Origin of the sequence: Herbaspirillum sp. meg3, from assembly GCF_002257565.1 — a bacterium.
GTDB lineage: Bacteria > Pseudomonadota > Gammaproteobacteria > Burkholderiales > Burkholderiaceae_D > Herbaspirillum.
This window is the reverse complement of the sequence record NZ_CP022736.1, coordinates 126847-143469: the sequence shown is the minus strand read 5'-3', so window position 1 is coordinate 143469 and position 16623 is coordinate 126847. Positions and strand designations below refer to the sequence as shown.

Annotated in this window: 15 protein-coding genes; 8 read left to right on the top strand and 7 right to left on the bottom strand. The window is 56.5% G+C overall.

Features of this window, described 5'->3' with window-relative positions; genetic code table 11:
- Positions 1-3: 3 nt before the first annotated feature.
- A complete protein-coding gene (locus hmeg3_RS00675) occupies positions 4-1212 on the bottom strand; it encodes an efflux RND transporter periplasmic adaptor subunit (protein ID WP_094562012.1) in 1209 nt (402 codons plus the stop codon).
- 129 nt (positions 1213-1341) lie between these two features.
- Between hmeg3_RS00675 and hmeg3_RS00670 the strand changes: the two genes are divergently transcribed.
- From hmeg3_RS00670 to hmeg3_RS00660, 3 genes are all read left to right on the top strand, one after another.
- Complete coding sequence (locus tag hmeg3_RS00670) at positions 1342-1977, top strand: TetR/AcrR family transcriptional regulator (RefSeq protein WP_094562011.1); 636 nt, start codon at positions 1342-1344, stop codon at positions 1975-1977.
- Positions 1978-2586: 609 nt separating this feature from the next.
- Positions 2587-3486: a TauD/TfdA family dioxygenase gene (locus tag hmeg3_RS00665; protein WP_094562010.1), complete on the top strand. Its 900-nt coding sequence runs from the start codon at positions 2587-2589 to the stop codon at positions 3484-3486.
- A 183-nt stretch (positions 3487-3669) separates the two neighbouring features.
- Positions 3670-4176 carry a Signal transduction histidine kinase gene (locus tag hmeg3_RS00660; RefSeq protein ID WP_094562009.1) on the top strand — a complete coding sequence of 169 codons (507 nt, stop codon included), beginning with the start codon at positions 3670-3672 and terminating at the stop codon, positions 4174-4176.
- A 150-nt stretch (positions 4177-4326) separates the two neighbouring features.
- Here the strand turns inward: hmeg3_RS00660 and pyrE are convergent, their stop codons facing one another.
- Positions 4327-4989 carry an orotate phosphoribosyltransferase gene (gene pyrE / locus hmeg3_RS00655; RefSeq protein WP_094562008.1) on the bottom strand — a complete coding sequence of 221 codons (663 nt, stop codon included), beginning with the start codon at positions 4987-4989 and terminating at the stop codon, positions 4327-4329.
- 127 nt (positions 4990-5116) lie between these two features.
- Here pyrE and hmeg3_RS00650 point away from each other — a divergent pair, with 127 nt between their 5' ends.
- Positions 5117-5893: an exodeoxyribonuclease III gene (locus tag hmeg3_RS00650; RefSeq protein ID WP_094566064.1), complete on the top strand. Its 777-nt coding sequence runs from the start codon at positions 5117-5119 to the stop codon at positions 5891-5893.
- A 114-nt stretch (positions 5894-6007) separates the two neighbouring features.
- On the opposite strand, the gene hmeg3_RS00645 is transcribed toward hmeg3_RS00650, so the two are convergent.
- The 4 genes from hmeg3_RS00645 to hmeg3_RS00630 all read right to left on the bottom strand — a co-directional run bounded on the left by hmeg3_RS00645 (position 6008) and on the right by hmeg3_RS00630 (position 11673).
- Complete coding sequence (locus tag hmeg3_RS00645) at positions 6008-8659, bottom strand: DNA topoisomerase III (RefSeq protein WP_094562007.1); 2652 nt, start codon at positions 8657-8659, stop codon at positions 6008-6010.
- A gap of 245 nt (positions 8660-8904) precedes the next feature.
- Complete coding sequence (locus hmeg3_RS00640) at positions 8905-9381, bottom strand: DUF494 family protein (RefSeq protein WP_094562006.1); 477 nt, start codon at positions 9379-9381, stop codon at positions 8905-8907.
- A gap of 122 nt (positions 9382-9503) precedes the next feature.
- Positions 9504-10676 (bottom strand): DNA-processing protein DprA, encoded by a 1173-nt coding sequence (gene dprA / locus hmeg3_RS00635; RefSeq protein WP_094562005.1) that lies wholly within the window; start codon positions 10674-10676, stop codon positions 9504-9506.
- On the bottom strand, positions 10666-11673 hold the full coding sequence (locus tag hmeg3_RS00630) for a hypothetical protein (protein WP_157739183.1): 1008 nt from the start codon (positions 11671-11673) through the stop codon (positions 10666-10668). The genes dprA and hmeg3_RS00630 overlap by 11 nt, the downstream gene beginning before the upstream one ends.
- A gap of 72 nt (positions 11674-11745) precedes the next feature.
- Here hmeg3_RS00630 and def point away from each other — a divergent pair, with 72 nt between their 5' ends.
- Positions 11746-12258 carry a peptide deformylase gene (gene def / locus hmeg3_RS00625; protein WP_094562003.1) on the top strand — a complete coding sequence of 171 codons (513 nt, stop codon included), beginning with the start codon at positions 11746-11748 and terminating at the stop codon, positions 12256-12258.
- A gap of 80 nt (positions 12259-12338) precedes the next feature.
- On the opposite strand, the gene hmeg3_RS00620 is transcribed toward def, so the two are convergent.
- A complete protein-coding gene (locus hmeg3_RS00620; RefSeq protein WP_094562002.1) occupies positions 12339-13406 on the bottom strand; it encodes an MBL fold metallo-hydrolase in 1068 nt (355 codons plus the stop codon).
- A gap of 187 nt (positions 13407-13593) precedes the next feature.
- Between hmeg3_RS00620 and hmeg3_RS00615 the strand changes: the two genes are divergently transcribed.
- From hmeg3_RS00615 to hmeg3_RS00605, 3 genes are all read left to right on the top strand, one after another.
- Positions 13594-14025 (top strand): MerR family DNA-binding transcriptional regulator, encoded by a 432-nt coding sequence (locus hmeg3_RS00615; protein ID WP_094562001.1) that lies wholly within the window; start codon positions 13594-13596, stop codon positions 14023-14025.
- A 109-nt stretch (positions 14026-14134) separates the two neighbouring features.
- A complete protein-coding gene (locus hmeg3_RS00610) occupies positions 14135-15319 on the top strand; it encodes an isovaleryl-CoA dehydrogenase (RefSeq protein WP_094562000.1) in 1185 nt (394 codons plus the stop codon).
- A gap of 157 nt (positions 15320-15476) precedes the next feature.
- Entirely contained in the window at positions 15477-16616 is a 1140-nt protein-coding gene (locus hmeg3_RS00605; protein WP_369828875.1) for an acetyl-CoA C-acyltransferase, read from the top strand.
- Positions 16617-16623 lie beyond the last annotated feature (7 nt).

The window sequence follows — 16623 nt, the reverse complement described above, 5'->3', positions numbered from 1 at the left end:
TTATCAGTTAGTAGCTGCCGATTTCGCGTCCATCACGGAAGCAGACTTGGTGGCAGAGGGATTCGACTGCGCATTCGGCGACCATGGAATGGTCTTGACGGTAACGCCGGGTGCTGCGCGTTGTTGTCCATCTACGACCAACCGATCACCTGCCTGCAGACCGCTGCGCACCAGCCACTGATCACCGATGGCGCGATCCGTCACCAGCGCCCTTTGCTCAAGTTTGTTGCTGGCGCTGACAACATAAGCCTTCGGCTTACCTGTGCTATCCCGACTAACGGCTTGTTGCGGCACCAATAACCCTTGCTCTTTTACCCCTTCTTGCAGCACAGCGCGAACATACATGCCAGGCAGCAAATCAGCCTTGGGGTTGGGGAACACGGCGCGCAGTGTAATTGCGCCGGTATCTTGATTTACTGTCACGTCAGAGAATTCAAGCCGTCCCTCCAGAGGATACGTGCGACCGTTTTCCAAAATCAGTTTTACCTTGGCGGCGTTGCTGCCAGACTTTTGCAGATCGCCATTGGCAAACGACTCCTTGAGGTTCAACAAGGCTGCGCTCGATTGCGTCACATCCACATAGATCGGGTCGAGCTGCTGGATGGTGGTCATAGCACTCGTTTGACTTGCGGTGACCAGGGCGCCGGGAGTCACCGTCGACTTTCCAATTCGTCCTGAAATCGGTGCTTCGACGCTGGCATAGGCAAGATTGATGCGACTTGTTTCGACGTTGGCCTTGGCTGCTGCCACATCAGACTCGGTCTCGCCCAATGTGGCAGCAGCGTCGTCGTAATCCTGTTTACTCACTGCGTTGATAGCGACAAGCTCCTTGTAACGCTCTGACTTCAGCCGAGCGGTCGTCAGGCTCGCCTGCGCCTTGGCCAATGCTGCAACGTTGCTATCGTAGGCGGCCTTGTAGGTAGCAGGATTGATCTGATAGAGCACCTGCCCGGCCTTGACGTCGCTGCCCTCGCGGAAATTTCTGGCCTTGATAATTCCATTGACCTGCGGCCGCACGTCGGCGATCTGGTACGGCACTGTGCGCCCGGGCAACTCCGTGCTGAGCGCGACCGGTTGCATCTGGACCGTAATGACACCGACGATCGGCGTACCCGTGGCAGGCGGCGCACCGCCTGGAGGTTTGCCGCATGCGCTTAGCATGCAAGAAATAGCTAAGGCGGCGGCCGGCCACAGGAAAATGACTTTGCGCATGAAGAACTCTCCGAGAAAGGAAATAAAAAAAGCAAATAACAAAACCATACTGTACGGTTATTATTGGTTGGTATTTTCTCGAAGTCAAGCAATACTGTACACTTCGGTATTGAAAAGGAGTTGCCCACTATGAGAGTTAAAACCGAGGAGAAACGTGAAGCCATCCTCGCTGCCGCTTCGGATGTCTTTCTGGAAGCCGGTTTTGAAGGGGCTTCGATGGCAGAGATCGCGGCCCGGATCGGAGGATCGAAAGGGACGCTGTATGGTTACTTCAGTTCCAAGGAAGAGCTATTCGTAGCCGTTATGCACGAGGAAGCAAGGAAGCAATTTGAGCCCGTCTTTGCCTCCTTGGATAAAGAGGTGAAGGATCTGGAGAAGACTTTGCAGACTTTCGGCGAGAAGGTGCTGGAATTCCTCTGCTTGCCCTCCTCAATCCAGACGCGACGCGCCGTCTTGGCCGAATCTGGACGCAGCGACATCGGGAAGCGTTTTCATGAGCTAGGCCCCAAGGTGGGAATGCAACAACTCGCCGCGTTTCTTGAGAAGCAAATGGATCTGCAAAGGCTGAAAAAATCAGATCCTATGCTGGCGGCACATCAGCTAGCCGCGTTGCTGGAGTGCGAAACGGTAATGCCGTTAATGTTGGGGCTTGAGGAAACAATCTCAAAACCTCGCATTAAACTCGCAGTCAGATTGGCGTTGACGACATTTTTTGATGCTTATGCAATACCAACTGGATCTCAGAAGAAAAAGAAAGACGAATAGTTTTCGTAACCCCATTGATCCACTCGATGGGTTTTATCTATTCGAAGTGCGCTCCCATTTATTGAACGGCGGTTCCTGACTACATGCCGGGCTCAACTTGCATTCCAACGGCAACTATATATTCGGCAACGTTGAGTGCCAGCATATGCCTTTAGATGAAATTGAGAAAATCAGTGTTCTCGATAGCTCTTCCCAAGGATTGAACGCAGTATTGAATTCAACGAGCGCGTCGTCACGACCGCAAGTTTGCCAGCTCATACATTGGCAGGCATTGGGCAGGCATTGGGCAGGCATTGAGCGGGCTATTCCACGGCAGCTTGCTCAGTGCCGCGAGAACTTCTATGGCCGCCTTACGGGTGATGAATTCTCCCCCACACTCTGAGTAGATTTCATCCTCAACAATAAACATGGTCCAGGCTAGGCAACTTCTCGATGAGACATCTGGCATAACAGAGAGTTGAAACTCAAAAATCGCATATTGATATACAAACTTATTCGTTGATAGCGCCACCTCCCTCGCGGTGTAATGCCTTTCTTAGCCTTACTCAAGGCGGAGCCGCCATCCCCATCCTATGACGTGTGCCGCCTTTTCACGGAGCCAGCACCGACATGTCCAGCGCAACCGCATTACTGCAACGCCCTACAGAAACTGAGGAACAGGATTTCAGCATCCGCTCTTTTGACGGCCCGCTTGGCGCCGAGATCAACGGGCTGGATCTGAATCTGCCTGTCTCCGCACAAGACGTCGCCACGATCCGCGCAGCGCTGGTGAAGCATGGCCTGGTGGTATTTCGCAATCAGCGTATTACGCCGGAGCAGCATGTGGCGTTTAGCCGCCGCTTCGGGCCGCTGCAGGTGCATGTGCTGAATCGTTTTCATCTGAAGCAGCATCCGGAAATTCTGATTGTGTCCAACGTGGTCGAGAACGGCCAGCCGATCGGTCTGGTGGATGCCGGTGCCGACTGGCACTCGGATCTGTCGTACATGCCCAAGCCTAGCCTTGGGTCGCTGTTGCATGCGCAGGAGCTGCCGCCGGAACAGGGCGATACGCTGTACGCCAACATGTTCAACGCCTATGACACCTTACCGGCGGATGTGAAGCAGACGCTGCAGGGTCGCAAAGCGGTGCATTCTTATGTGTATCGTTATCGCCGATTGCAGGCGCTGACGCCATGGCGTCCTGACCTGACGCAGAAGCAGATCGACGACGTGCCTGAGGTCGAACATCCGATCATTCGCACGCATCCGGAAAACGGTCGCAAGGCCTTGTTTGTGAGCGAAGGCTTTACGTCGCATATCGTGGGGATACCGAAAGATGAGAGCGATGCGCTGTTGAAGTTTTTGCATGAGCACACCATTCGCGCGGAGAACGTCTATACGCACAAATGGCGCGCGCACGATATCGTGTTCTGGGATAACCGCAGCACCGTGCATTACGCAGCAATCACGCCGCAGCATTTGCGCCGCACGCTGTATCGCACAACGGTGGAAGGCGATGTGCCGTTTTAAGGTATATCGTTGAATTATTACTATCTTGGCAATGAATAGGTAGAACTGTGTCGCAAAAAGCCCTCGTTTGAGGGCTTTTTTATTAGCAATCTTGCATTGTTGCCATTGAATAAGGAACGCAGCTCATCGCATCATGTCCAAATTGCATCCGCCGCATTATTCAAACAACATTAGGAGAAAGCAATGAAATTCCGGACAACTTTCATGATCGTCGTATTGGCGCTGGTTGGCATTTTTGCCGCTGTGAACTGGGGGGCTTTTTTGGCGCCCACGCAGTTGACGCTGGTGTTCACGGATTTTCAGGCGCCGCTGGGGCTGGTGATGCTGGGCGTGGTGATCGTGCTGACGGCGGTCTTTCTGATGTATGTGATGGCGTTGCAGACCAGTGTGCTGTTTGAGACGCGCCGTCTGACCAAGCAGCTTGATACACAACGCGATCTGGCTGACCAGGCTGAGAAGTCACGCTTCATCGAATTGCGCGGCTATCTGCAAAGTGAATTGCAGCAGCTGCAGCAACGTCAGAACGCTCACCTGAGCGCGTTGACCAACAAGCTGGAGTCGGTGCAGCAAGATATTCAGCAACGCGGCCAGCTGACGGAAAACGCTGTCGCTGCGCAGATCGGCGAACTGGATGATCGTCTGCAACGACATGGTGTTGGAGTGAGTGCTGTCGGCATCAAGGCGATCTGAGCCTCACTACTCCTTCTTTCAATCCGCTGTTTTTTCTTCTTTCAAAAACAATGCCCCGTGAGGGGCATTGTTTTTTGCGGCCATGACGCCATCGATGAGACACCCGCTGCACCCAAGAGGTAGCAGACCGGCATCCGGTCACATCGGATTTTAGACGCCGTAACGCGTGCGATACGCGGCCACAGCATCCTTGTATTGCGAGAGTTGCGCGTCGGCGCCGGCGTGGGCCAGGTATTCCAACAGGTCGTTAAGGTTGCCGATGGAGATCACGGGCATGTCGTAGGCCTTGGCGACTTCTTGCACGGCAGAATGGGCCGACAAGGCGTCGTCTTTGCCGGAGCGCTCCATGCGGTCGAGTGCGATCAGGACGGCGCATGGGGTCGCGCCTGCTGCGCGGATCATGTCGACCGATTCGCGCACCGAGGTGCCTGCCGAGATGACGTCGTCAATGATGACTACGCGACCTTGCAACTTGGCGCCGACGATGGTGCCGCCTTCACCGTGGTCCTTGGCTTCTTTGCGGTTGTAGGCGAAAGGCACATTGCGCCCGTGGCCCGCCAATGCGACGGCGGTGGCGGACGCCAGCGTGATGCCCTTGTAGGCGGGGCCGAAGAGCATGTCGTATTCCACCCCCGACGCTTGCAGCGTCTGCGCGTAGAACTGCGCGACCTTGGCCAGCGCGGCGCCTTCGTTGAACAGGCCGGCATTGAAGAAGTACGGCGAGGTGCGGCCCGCCTTGGTGATGAACTCGCCGAAGCGCAGTACGCCTGCGGAGACGGCGAACTCAATGAATTCTTGTCGTAAGTTGCTCAAAATATATTCCCGAAAAATTGTCTGCGGAGAAACCCGCGCGCTGCCGCCCGACAGCGCTGGCTTGCAAAGACCCACATTTTAAATGAATCAGGTATGCTACGCGCCTGACTTTTACGTGAGTTTCCCCATGCCAAAAATCGTCTCCGCCAATCTCAACGGCATCCGCTCCGCCGCCAAAAAGGGTTTCTTCGAGTGGATGGCCAAGGAATCCGCCGACTTCATCTGCGTGCAAGAGCTCAAGGCGCAGGAAGCCGACATGACAGAAGATTTTCTGACGCCGAAGGGTTATGTCGGCCATTTTCACTACGCGGAGAAGAAGGGTTACTCCGGTGTCGGCCTGTACAGCAAACGCAAACCTGACGCTGTGCGTATCGGTTTTGGCACCAAGGAGTTCGACGATGAAGGCCGCTATGTCGAGTGCGACTTCGGCGACATCACGGTGATCTCGCTGTATTGCCCGTCTGGTTCGTCGAGCGAAGAACGCCAGCAGGCGAAGTTTCGCTTCATGGAAGTGTTCTTGCCGCACTTGCAGGAGTTGAAGGACAGCGGCCGCGAGATCGTCATCTGCGGTGACTGGAACATCGCGCACAAAGAGATCGACCTCAAGAACTGGAAGAGCAACCAGAAGAACTCGGGCTTCCTGCCGGAAGAACGCGCCTGGCTGACACGCGTGTTCGATGAGCTGGGCCTGGTGGACGTGTACCGCACCATCCATCCTGAAACCACCGGCGACGCCTACACCTGGTGGAGCAATCGCGGCCAGGCCTGGGCCAACAACGTGGGTTGGCGCATCGACTATCACATCGCGACTGCCGGTATCGCCAAGAAGGCGAAGACGGCTGCGATCTACAAGGAAGAACGCTTCTCGGATCATGCACCGCTGACGATTGATTACAAGGGCTGATCGCCTTTGTATGCCGCTTAAGCGTTGCTCGCGCTTCGCCGGCGGCAATAAAAAAGCCCTCGATAACGAGGGCTTTTTTGTGCGCGGAAGAAAACCGCTCGCGTAAGCTTTCGATTACGCGGCAGCTTTTTTCGGAGCGGCCTTTTTAGCGGCAGGCTTCTTTACTGCTGCAGGTTTCTTGGCGGCGGGCTTCTTCGCTGCTGCGGATGGTTTGGCCTTGGCAGTGGCAGTCGTTTCGGCATCGTCGCCTTCTGCTGCGGCTGTTGCAGCTTTGCCCTTGGCTGGCGCCTTGGCTTTACGCTCTTCAAACTCGAAGCTGATCTTGCCGTCCTTACCACGGGCCAGGAATGCCTTGAACGGGCGACGTGTACGTTGCGAGATGAAGCCCGGCAACAAATCGGTCTTGCCTTCGTTGAGCAGCTTGGCCATTTGCTCCGGCAGGATTTCTTGCTGAAGGATGATACGGCCGCTACGGAAATCGCATGCCTTTGGCTTGGCGACCTGTTTTTCGCAAACATAAGCCAGACCCATTTCGTAGACGCCGCTGCCGCATTTCGGACAAGGGCCGAGTGGTGTCTGTTCGCTGAAGTCAACCGGTTCACCGCCTTCACCTTCGCCGTCATTCTGGCCGAAGTCGAACTCAAGCTTGAAATTTTTGATTTCTTCGTCACGTGAAATCTTCAGGATCGCCGCGAACGGACGGCCCATCTTGGAGCGGAAACCTTGCAGCGGACCGATGGTGCGATTGGCCAGCAGTTCTTCCACTTCCGGAATTTCAAACTGACGACCGGCCGGCGTCTTGCTCATCGAGAATTCGCACTTGGTGCAGGCGAAACGGCGATAGTTTTCCTTCACCACGCTGCCGCAGTTCGGGCAAGGCGTCTTCAATGTTGCGTAATCGCCGGGGATGGTGTCGTTGTCGTATTCCTTGGCGCGCTTGACGATGACTTGCGTCATCTGGGCGATCTCGCGCATGAACTCTTCACGGCTGATCTTGCCGCGTTCCATCTGCGCCAGCTTTTGTTCCCATTCGCCGGTCAGTTCAGGCTCGGTCAGCTCGTCCACGCCGAGGCCGTGCAGCAGCGTCATGAGCTGGAACGCCTTGGCGGTCGGCATCATTTCGCGGCCTTCGCGCAGCAGGTATTTTTCGTTCAGCAGACCTTCGATGATGGCAGCGCGCGTTGCCGGCGTGCCGAGGCCCTTGCCGGCCATCGCTTCGCGCAGTTCGTCTGAGTCGATCAGCTTGCCGGCGCCTTCCATGGCGGACAGCAGCGTTGCTTCGGTATAGCGTGCAGGTGGTTTGGTGACCAGCGCGTTGGCGGTAACCTTGTCGGTCTTGACCTTTTCGTCCTTGGCGACGGCAACCAGCGTACCGCTGTTTTCGTCTTTCTCGTCGACGATGTCCTTGCCGTAGATCGCCAGCCAGCCCGGGTTGGTCATGACCTTGCCTTCAGTCTTGAACTGATGGCCGGAGACTTCAGTGAAGCGCGTGGTGACCTGGAACTCTGCCGCCGGGAAGAACACTGCCATGAAGCGGCGTGTCACCAGGTCGTACAGTTTTTGTTCCGGCTCGGACAGGTTCTTCGGGACTTGCGTGGTCGGGATGATCGCAAAGTGATCGCTGATCTTGGTGTTATCGAAGATGCGCTTGTTCGGCTTGACCCAACCCTGCTTGAGGATCTGCTTGGAGAACTGGTGGTAGTTATTGTTCTCGGACAGCGACTCCATCGTTTCCTTGACGGTTTGCAGGTAGTCTTCCGGCAGATGGCGCGAATCGGTACGCGGATAGGTCAGGACCTTGTGCTTTTCGTACAGGGCCTGCGCCAGACCGAGCGTGTTCTTGGCCGAGAAGCCGAAGCGCGAGTTGGCTTCGCGTTGCAGGCTGGTCAGGTCAAACAGGCCGGGTGCCATTTGCGTGGTCGGCTTGGATTCTTCCGTGACGGTGCCGATCTTGCCGCGGCAGGCGGCGACGATGGATTCGGCAGCGGCTTTGCTCCACAGACGCTCAGGACGCTTCTCAGGATCGTTCTCGTCCTTCTTGTGCATCTTGTCGAGCCAGCGGCCTTCATAGATGCCGGCGGCGCAGACGAACTCGCCGCGCACTTCCCAAAAATCACGGGAGACGAACTTCTTGATCTTCTCTTCGCGCTCGACCACGATCGACAGGGTCGGTGTTTGCACGCGGCCGACAGTGGTCAGGTAGAAGCCACCTTCTTTCGAATTGAAAGCGGTCATGGCGCGTGTGCCGTTGATGCCAATCAGCCAGTCCGCTTCGCTGCGGCAACGGGCGGCGTCGGCCAGCGGCAGCATGTCTTCATCCTTGCGCAGATTGGCGAAGCCGTCGCGAATCGCGCCCGGCGTCATCGATTGCAACCACAGGCGCTGCACCGGTTGCTTGGCTTTGGTGTATTGCGCGATCAGGCGAAAAATCAATTCGCCTTCTCGCCCGGCGTCGCATGCGTTGATCAGGCCGGTGACGTCCTTGCGCTTGATGAGCTTGTTCAGCGCTTTGAGGCGCGACTCGGTCTTGGCGATAGGGTTGAGCGCAAAGTGCGGCGGAATCATCGGCAGATGCGTGAAGGTCCATTTGCCGCGTTTGACGTCGTATTCCTCGGGCACCGCGATTTCCAGCAGGTGACCGACGGCGGAGGACAGTACGTATTCGTCGGATTCGAAATACTCATCGTGCTTGGTAAAGCCGCCGAGCGTCTTCGCGATATCGTTCGCGACAGAGGGCTTCTCGGCAATGATGAGGGTCTTGCTCATAAATGTGATCTCAAAAGAGGATACAAAGTGTGGTCGTCAGCTACTTGCCGGGCAGCACCAAAATGAGGCGGCCTGACAAAATTTATATTGCGTATTGGCAATATGCTTTTTATATAGTAGCTAATATTCGAGGATTGCGGGGGAATGATAAGCGCGATGCGGAAGAAACGGCAAGCACGACGGCTCGCCTGTGGTTGCCGACAGACGCGCCGGACAAGGCAAAGTCAGGAAAATAACGACCTGATTTAGTGCAGCAGACGCGGTTCGTCGTCGTCTTCATCGAGGAACAGTTCATCGAACATCAAACCGTCCGGTTCCTTGCCCTGGCTCCACAAAACCATCAATACGATGACCTTGAGTTTTTCCAGCGAGACGGGCGTATCGCCGATTGCCAATGCACGTTCGATAACGATTTCTCGCTGGACGGCGTTGAGCATTTTGGCGGATTCGAGGAACTGGATGAAACCGACGGCTTCCGTACCCAATACGTCCATTTCTTGCGTGGCGTAAATGCGGATACCGAAGGAGAAGGCGGTTTGCTGAGGATACTGATCAGCGAATTCGTGATTGGCTTCTTCCAGATCGGTCAGCCAACCGAGGGCTCGCGTGATTTCCTCATCCTCAAAACCAATGGCGGTCAATTTCTTGACCAAGGCCGCTGGTTCAGGGCAGGCATCGGGGCGATAGTAGGTTTCGTACAGATAAACAAGGACGTCAAACATGGCTATACTCTATCGCGAAGGTTGACACAACACAAGTCTACGAATCCAGTATGGCAGGATTTTCAAATTTTCGCTGAATATCTTTTGATTGCCGTTCGAACATTGCCACGTCGTGTTGTCGTTTAATTTATACGACGATACAAGCCTCCCGGTAAACATTCGACAACACCCTCCATCTCCAACGTCAGCAAATGCGCGTTCAACGCAGCGGCATCAAATCCGCTGCGCATGCTCAACATGTCACCCGCAATCGGATCGAAACCCATTGCTCGCAAGACGACGTCGTCTTCGCGATTATTCGTGGGCGTCGAACTGGTTGATGTTGACGATGCCGCATGCAATGACGACGGTGGTAATAGCGACGGCAAGGACAAGCGCGATGGCGACGACAGCGGCAACTTCCCCAGTTCTTCGAGAATATCTTCCGCCGACTCGACCAGCTTGGCGCCTTGCTTGATCAACAAGTGACAGCCTTTGGACAATGGCGAATGAATTGAGCCGGGAATCGCAAACACATCGCGCCCCTGCTCCGCGGCCATTCTCGCCGTGATCAGCGAGCCTGATTGCGCGGCGGCTTCCACCACCAGCACGGCACGCGACAATCCTGAAATGATCCGGTTGCGACGTGGAAAATTGCTGGCAATCGGTGGCATGCCGAGCGGATATTCGCTGACGATACAGCCCTCTTCTGCGAGACGATGCGCGAGAGTGCGATTGCGCGCCGGATAGACGATATCCAGGCCGGTGCCGATCACCGCAACGGTCGAACCAAAGCCGCGCAAGCCACCCTGATGTGCGGCGGCATCGATGCCGAGCGCCAGGCCCGATACGATGGTCAGCCCGGCACGGCTGGCCGCATCGGAAAAATGTTCACTGTTCTGAATACCTTGTGTCGTGGCATTGCGACTGCCGACAACCGCCAGCGATGTTGCGGCAAGCAATTCCGCACGTCCTTTTATATAGAGCAGCACCGGCGGATCGGAAATATTGAGCAAGGCTTGCGGATAATCGGCATCGGCCAGCGTCACGATGCGATTACCGGGTTCATCAACCCAGTCCAGGGTGCGCTCGATATGGTTTTGGATCATCGCCGACGGCGCTTTCAACAAAGCACGTGCGATGCGCCCGGTCACGACGGCGCTCAATGCTGTGACATCTGCGGCAAAGATATCCGACGGCATGCCGAACGCCGTCAGCAGTCGGCGGGCGACCTCCACGCCGACGCCTTCGGTTTGCGTGAGGCGAAGCCAGTCGGAGAGTTCTGTTGTGTCGTTCAGAGAGGCATTATTCAACATCCTTGATGCTCGTTCTTTCTTGCTGTGGCGCGTACGCCTTATCCCCCACCTGCACCGGTTCGAGTGCTTGTGTGATCAAGCCATACGAAACACGATCGAATACACGCACAATCAGCAAGCGGCCACGCTCCTCTTGCGGGAGCTGTCGGATCCGCGACGCTTGCTGTGTACGTGGAATTGCTTTTGCTACGTCATGTGAAAACGGAATGGCTGCGGCAGACAGACGCAATAGCTTGCCCTCGCTGATGCCATCCAGCGCGCCCTTGTTAATCGCCACGATCTGGTGCTGCCCTGCATGGGCGGTGCCATCGGCGATAGAGACAATCAGCGCGTCAACTGCCAATGACGAATGCTGCGATGAGATGGCGCGTAGCGCAGCAAGATCACCCTGAAACGGCATGGCAAGCAGACGATCACCGATCATGATTTCCCGCGAGGCGTCCACGATCAAAAGACCTTGCAGTCCTTCTTCCGTCGGTGCCTGCAGTACGGCAGTCCCCAGCAGCACAAGCTCGTCGCCGAGAGGCTCTTTACTTGCCGGGTCTGACAGATGCCGCCCCGGCCGGACGATGCAAAATTCAGACGCGCCGCGCAATTCTCCCTGCACATAAATCTTGTCATCCTTACCCAGATAGCCACGTCGTTCTTGCGCGGCAACAATGCGTGGAGCGGTCTCCAGCAAAGCCCTGTCGAACACCACCGGCGAGCGCCACAGCTGGGTCAGCGTGCGATTCGAAATCGTCGCAGCCGGTGCCGTCGGCAGCGCGACGTTCCTAATTGCAGGAACAACATGGGTCGCAGGCAAGGTGGCCTCTTGCGCATCCGGCGGTGTTGCACAAACGTCGCCGGCAAGCCCCAACAAGAGGAGAGCCAGGCCGGCTATGATAAAATTTTCCACAAATTGCCCCTCAGTGCGGCAAATTGCGGCGCACGCCAGAATCGGCCAAAAGTCTTTTTTGTTGCAACATTGACAATAAAAGGCAGATTCTGCCGACAAATCCTTGAACTAGCAAGAACAACCCTCAGCTATCACTCAGTGCTATCTCGATGGCTCAGTGAGTAAATACGTATGGCCTTATTGAATATCCTCCGTTACCCGGACCCCCGACTGCATAAAGTCGCCAAGCCCGTCACCGTGTTTGACGATCGTCTCAAGAAACTGGTCGCCGACATGGCCGAAACCATGTACGACGCGCCTGGCGTCGGCCTGGCCGCGACCCAGATCGACGTGCATGAGCAAGTCATCGTCATCGATGTCTCCGACACCAGCAACGAACTGCGCGTGTTCATCAATCCGGAAATCACCTGGGCCAGTGAAGAGAAGCAGGTCTACGACGAAGGCTGCCTGTCGGTGCCCGGCATTTACGATGGCGTCGAGCGTCCGGCACGCGTGAAGGCGCGCGCGCTGGATGCGGATGGCAACGAATTTGAAGTGGAAGCCGACGGCCTGCTGGCGGTCTGCATCCAGCATGAAATGGATCACCTCAAGGGCAAGGTATTCGTTGAATATCTCTCGCCGCTCAAGCGCAATCGCATCAAGACCAAGATGCTCAAGGAAGAGCGCGAACTGAAGCGCGGCTAAGCTGACGCGTTGAGCAACTCAGTAGAACGTAATAAAAAGGGCCTGCAGATTGCAGGCCCTTTTTATTATAGATAATGACCTCAGGCAATCGCCGTGAAGCGGTAGATGCCATCGTCTCCGAGCTGTCTCTGCAACACACCGTCAAACCACAACTTGTGCAGATGCGCCACCGCTTCGCCCAGTGCAAAACTCAGCTGATGCGTATCCAGCGGACGCTTGAACATCACCGGCAAAATCTCCACCGCGGTCTTTGGTGTGATGCATGCTTCCACCACCTCCGCCAGACGCGCCCGATGGTGATCGTTCAGTTGGCCGATACGCGTATGCAAACCGCGGAAAGGCTTGCCGTGCGATGGCAGCACGAGCGTGTCATCGGCCAGACCAGCATACTTTTTCAGTGAATCCAGATATTGCTGCACCGGATTGGCTTCCGGTTCGATGGCAAACACTGAAACATTCGTAGAAATGCGCGGCAACACCATATCGCCGGAAATCAGCAGACGGGCATCATCGGCATACAGAGAGACATGTTCCGGCGAATGGCCGAAGCCTGTAATCACGCGCCAATCGCGTCCACCAATGCGCACCGTGCGCTGGTCCTGCAGCCGCGTGTATGACAGCGGCACGCTCGGCACCAGATTCTGATAATAGTTATTGCGTCCCGACAATTTGTCGATCAACTCCTCATCCGTCAGACCATGCCGGCGAAAATGCGGCGCCGCAGCGGTGCCGTCTGCACCCGGCAAGCCGGCCGACATCAACCGCGCAAAGGCGTATTCTCCGGCACTCATCCACAGCGATGCGGTCCAGCGTGTGCACAGCCAGTCGGCCAGCCCGACGTGATCCGGATGACAATGCGTGACCAGCACGCGGATGATCGGCAAGCCGCGCAATTGCGTGGCGAAAATGTTTTCCCAGCTTTCTTTCGTGACATCTGTGGAAATGCCGCAATCGACTGCCGTCCAGCCGCGCACACGGCCGGTTGGCGTCTCGATCTCGTCTTCCAGCAGCCACAGATTGATGTGATCCAGCGCAAACGGCAGTCCCATGCGCAGCCACAATATGCCGGGAGCAACTTCCAGAGTGGTGCCCAGGGCGGGCAAGGTGTCGCCGAAGGCGTATTCAAGCTGGGATTCTAGAGCGTTCATGAGTACCTGACTGCGGCCTGCTGGACCGAAAACGGCGATGCGCCATCGACCGTGACAAAACGTTATCAAACTTGCAAATCACGAAGATATATTTTCATTTTTTGCAGACAAGCCTACAATATACTTTACGTTAACGTAAAGTGCCACCGCCACCCCAAAACCAGCAATCAGCCATCGCCCACAGATCATGCCGACCTACACCATTACCGAGCTGGCAAAAGAATTCGACATCACGCCCCGCGCGATCCGGTTCTATGAAGATCAGGGCCTGCTGAGTCCGAAACGCGAGGGCAGCGGCGGCCGCAACCGGGTTTATGCCGCACGCGAACGCACCCGCCTCAAGCTCACCTTGCGCGGCAAGCGTCTTGGCCTCACCCTCTCGGAAATCAAGAACCTGGTTGACATGTACGAGTCACCCAAAGACACCGAAGCACAGTTGAAACGCTTCCTCGGGGTGCTTACCCAGCATCGCGAAAAACTGGAACGCCAACGCGAAGATCTCGAAGTGACACTGGAAGAAATCGCGGCACACGAAGCCGAATGCCTGCGATTACTGAATACCGACTTGCCGCAAAAAGCGTCGGCAAAGCGCACTACCGCAGCCAGAAAATCCACCTGACCCCATGAATATCTGTTGCTCAATATTTAGGCATATTACGCATTTCAATTGACGTTAACGTAAAGCATATAAATCAATAACGCATTTATCAAAAACGAGGAGACATAACATGATTCATCTGCCAGGTTTGACCTTCGATCACGGTGAAGACATTGCCGCCCTGCGCGAGAGCGTGGCCGCGTTCGCACAAGCTGAAATCGCCCCGCGTGCGGCGGAAATCGACCGCAGCGATCAGTTCCCGATGGACCTGTGGAAAAAGATGGGCGATCTCGGCGTGCTCGGCATCACTGCCGACGAAGAATACGGCGGCGCCGCCATGGGTTATCTCGCACACATCGTCGCGCTGGAAGAAATCTCGCGCGCCTCGGCATCGGTCGGCCTGTCCTATGGCGCGCACTCCAATCTGTGCGTGAACCAGATCAAGCGCAACGGCACCACCGAGCAAAAAAACAAGTACCTGCCCAAACTGATCTCCGGCGATTTCATCGGCGCACTCGCCATGTCTGAACCCAACGCCGGCTCCGACGTAGTCAGCATGAAGCTGCGAGCCGATCTCAAGGGTGACCGCTACGTGCTCAACGGCACCAAGATGTGGATCACCAACGGCCCCGACGCCGATGTACTGGTGGTCTACGCCAAAACCGATCTGGAAGCAGGCGTACGCGGCATGACCGCCTTTCTGGTGGAAAAGGGCTTCAAAGGATTTTCGGTCGCGCAAAAACTCGACAAGCTCGGCATGCGCGGTTCGCACACCGGCGAATTGGTGTTCCAGGATTGCGAAGTGCCGGCAGAGAACGTGCTCGGCGGTGTCGGCCGCGGCGTCAACGTGCTGATGTCCGGCCTCGACTATGAACGCACCGTGCTGTCTGGTGGCCCGCTGGGCATCATGCAAGCCTGTATGGATGTCGTTGTGCCTTACGTGCATGACCGCAAGCAGTTCGGCCAGTCGATTGGCGAATTCCAGCTGATGCAGGGCAAGATCGCCGACATGTATTCGACCATGATGGCGTGCAAGGCCTATGTCTACGCCGTCGGTCAGGCCTGCGACCGCGCCAGGACGCCGGATGCGGCGCGCGCCCTGCGCAAAGACGCCGCCGGCGCTATTCTCTACTCTGCAGAAAAAGCTACCTGGATGGCCGGCGAGACTATCCAGGCGCTGGGTGGCAACGGCTACATCAACGAATATCCGGCCGGCCGCCTGTGGCGCGACGCCAAACTGTATGAAATCGGCGCAGGCACCAGCGAAATCCGCCGCATGCTGATCGGCCGCGAGCTGTTTGCAGAAACGATGTAAATGAAGATGATGTGACGCATCTCTTGGTATCTCTTTAGATGCGCTTTATTTGAATCACCAGACCACAGTATTTTTTGAGCAGGAGAAGAACATGCAAGACCGCATTGAAGACCGTACTGAAGATCCCATCGTTATCGTCGGTGCCGCGCGTACGCCCATGGGCGCCTTTCAGGGTGAATTGTCGGCGTTGAACGCGAGCGACCTCGGTGCTGCCGCCATCAAGGCTGCGCTGGAGCGCGCCGGTGTCGCACCGGATCAGGTGCAGGATGTATTGTTCGGCAACTGCCTGATGGCAGGACAAGGCCAGGCGCCTGCGCGTCAGGCGGCGATCAAGGCCGGTATCCCTGTTTCTGCAGGCGCGGTGACCTTGTCGAAAATGTGCGGCTCGGCCATGCAAGCCGCCATGTTCGGCTACGACTCCATCCTCGCAGGCACCAATGAAATCGTCGTCGCCGGCGGCATGGAATCGATGACCAACGCGCCCTATCTGATTCCGAAGGCGCGCGGCGGCTATCGCATCGGCCACGGCATGATTTACGACCACATGATGCTCGACGGTCTGGAAGACGCCTACGACAAGGGCCGTGCCATGGGCACGTTCGGCGAAGACTGTGCGGCGAAATACCACTTCACGCGTGAAGATCAGGATGCCTTTGCAATTGCCTCGGTCAAGCGCGCGCAGCAAGCCACCGCTGACGGCTCCTTCCAATGGGAAATCGCACCGGTGACCGTCGCGACCCGCGCCGGTGATGTCGTCGTCGACACCGATGAAGGCCCGCGCAAAGCCAAGGTTGAGAAGATCCCGACGCTCAAAGCAGCCTTCAAGAAAGACGGCACCATCACCGCCGCCTCATCGTCGTCCATCAACGACGGCGCTGCCGCGCTGGTCTTGATGCGTGAATCGACCGCGAAGAAACTCGGCTGCACGCCGATTGCCCGCATCGTCGGCCATGCGCGCCACTCGCAGGAACCGAACTGGTTCACCACCGCACCGATCGGTGCCATCAACAATCTGTACAAGAAAACCGGCTGGAGCACCGCCGACGTCGACCTGTTCGAAATCAACGAAGCCTTTGCCGCCGTGCCGATGGCCGCGATGAAGGAACTCGGCATCACCCACGACAAGGTCAACATCCATGGCGGCGCTTGTGCGCTGGGTCATCCTATCGGCGCCTCGGGTGCACGCATCATCGTCACGCTGATCGGCGCGCTGAAGAAGACTGGCGGCAAGCGCGGCGTGGCGTCGCTTTGTATCGGCGGCGGCGAAGGTACGGCGATGGCCATCGAACTGGTCTGACACAGTC

Coding starts and splice junctions, on each gene's coding strand:
- hmeg3_RS00675 (WP_094562012.1), bottom strand. CDS start 1,212: ATGCGCAAAGTCATTTTCCTGTGGCCGGCCGCCGCCTTAGCTATTTCT.
- hmeg3_RS00670 (WP_094562011.1), top strand. CDS start 1,342: ATGAGAGTTAAAACCGAGGAGAAACGTGAAGCCATCCTCGCTGCCGCT.
- hmeg3_RS00665 (WP_094562010.1), top strand. CDS start 2,587: ATGTCCAGCGCAACCGCATTACTGCAACGCCCTACAGAAACTGAGGAA.
- hmeg3_RS00660 (WP_094562009.1), top strand. CDS start 3,670: ATGAAATTCCGGACAACTTTCATGATCGTCGTATTGGCGCTGGTTGGC.
- hmeg3_RS00650 (WP_094566064.1), top strand. CDS start 5,117: ATGCCAAAAATCGTCTCCGCCAATCTCAACGGCATCCGCTCCGCCGCC.
- hmeg3_RS00645 (WP_094562007.1), bottom strand. CDS start 8,659: ATGAGCAAGACCCTCATCATTGCCGAGAAGCCCTCTGTCGCGAACGAT.
- hmeg3_RS00640 (WP_094562006.1), bottom strand. CDS start 9,381: ATGTTTGACGTCCTTGTTTATCTGTACGAAACCTACTATCGCCCCGAT.
- dprA (WP_094562005.1), bottom strand. CDS start 10,676: ATGTTGAATAATGCCTCTCTGAACGACACAACAGAACTCTCCGACTGG.
- def (WP_094562003.1), top strand. CDS start 11,746: ATGGCCTTATTGAATATCCTCCGTTACCCGGACCCCCGACTGCATAAA.
- hmeg3_RS00620 (WP_094562002.1), bottom strand. CDS start 13,406: ATGAACGCTCTAGAATCCCAGCTTGAATACGCCTTCGGCGACACCTTG.
- hmeg3_RS00615 (WP_094562001.1), top strand. CDS start 13,594: ATGCCGACCTACACCATTACCGAGCTGGCAAAAGAATTCGACATCACG.
- hmeg3_RS00610 (WP_094562000.1), top strand. CDS start 14,135: ATGATTCATCTGCCAGGTTTGACCTTCGATCACGGTGAAGACATTGCC.
- hmeg3_RS00605 (WP_369828875.1), top strand. CDS start 15,477: ATGGGCGCCTTTCAGGGTGAATTGTCGGCGTTGAACGCGAGCGACCTC.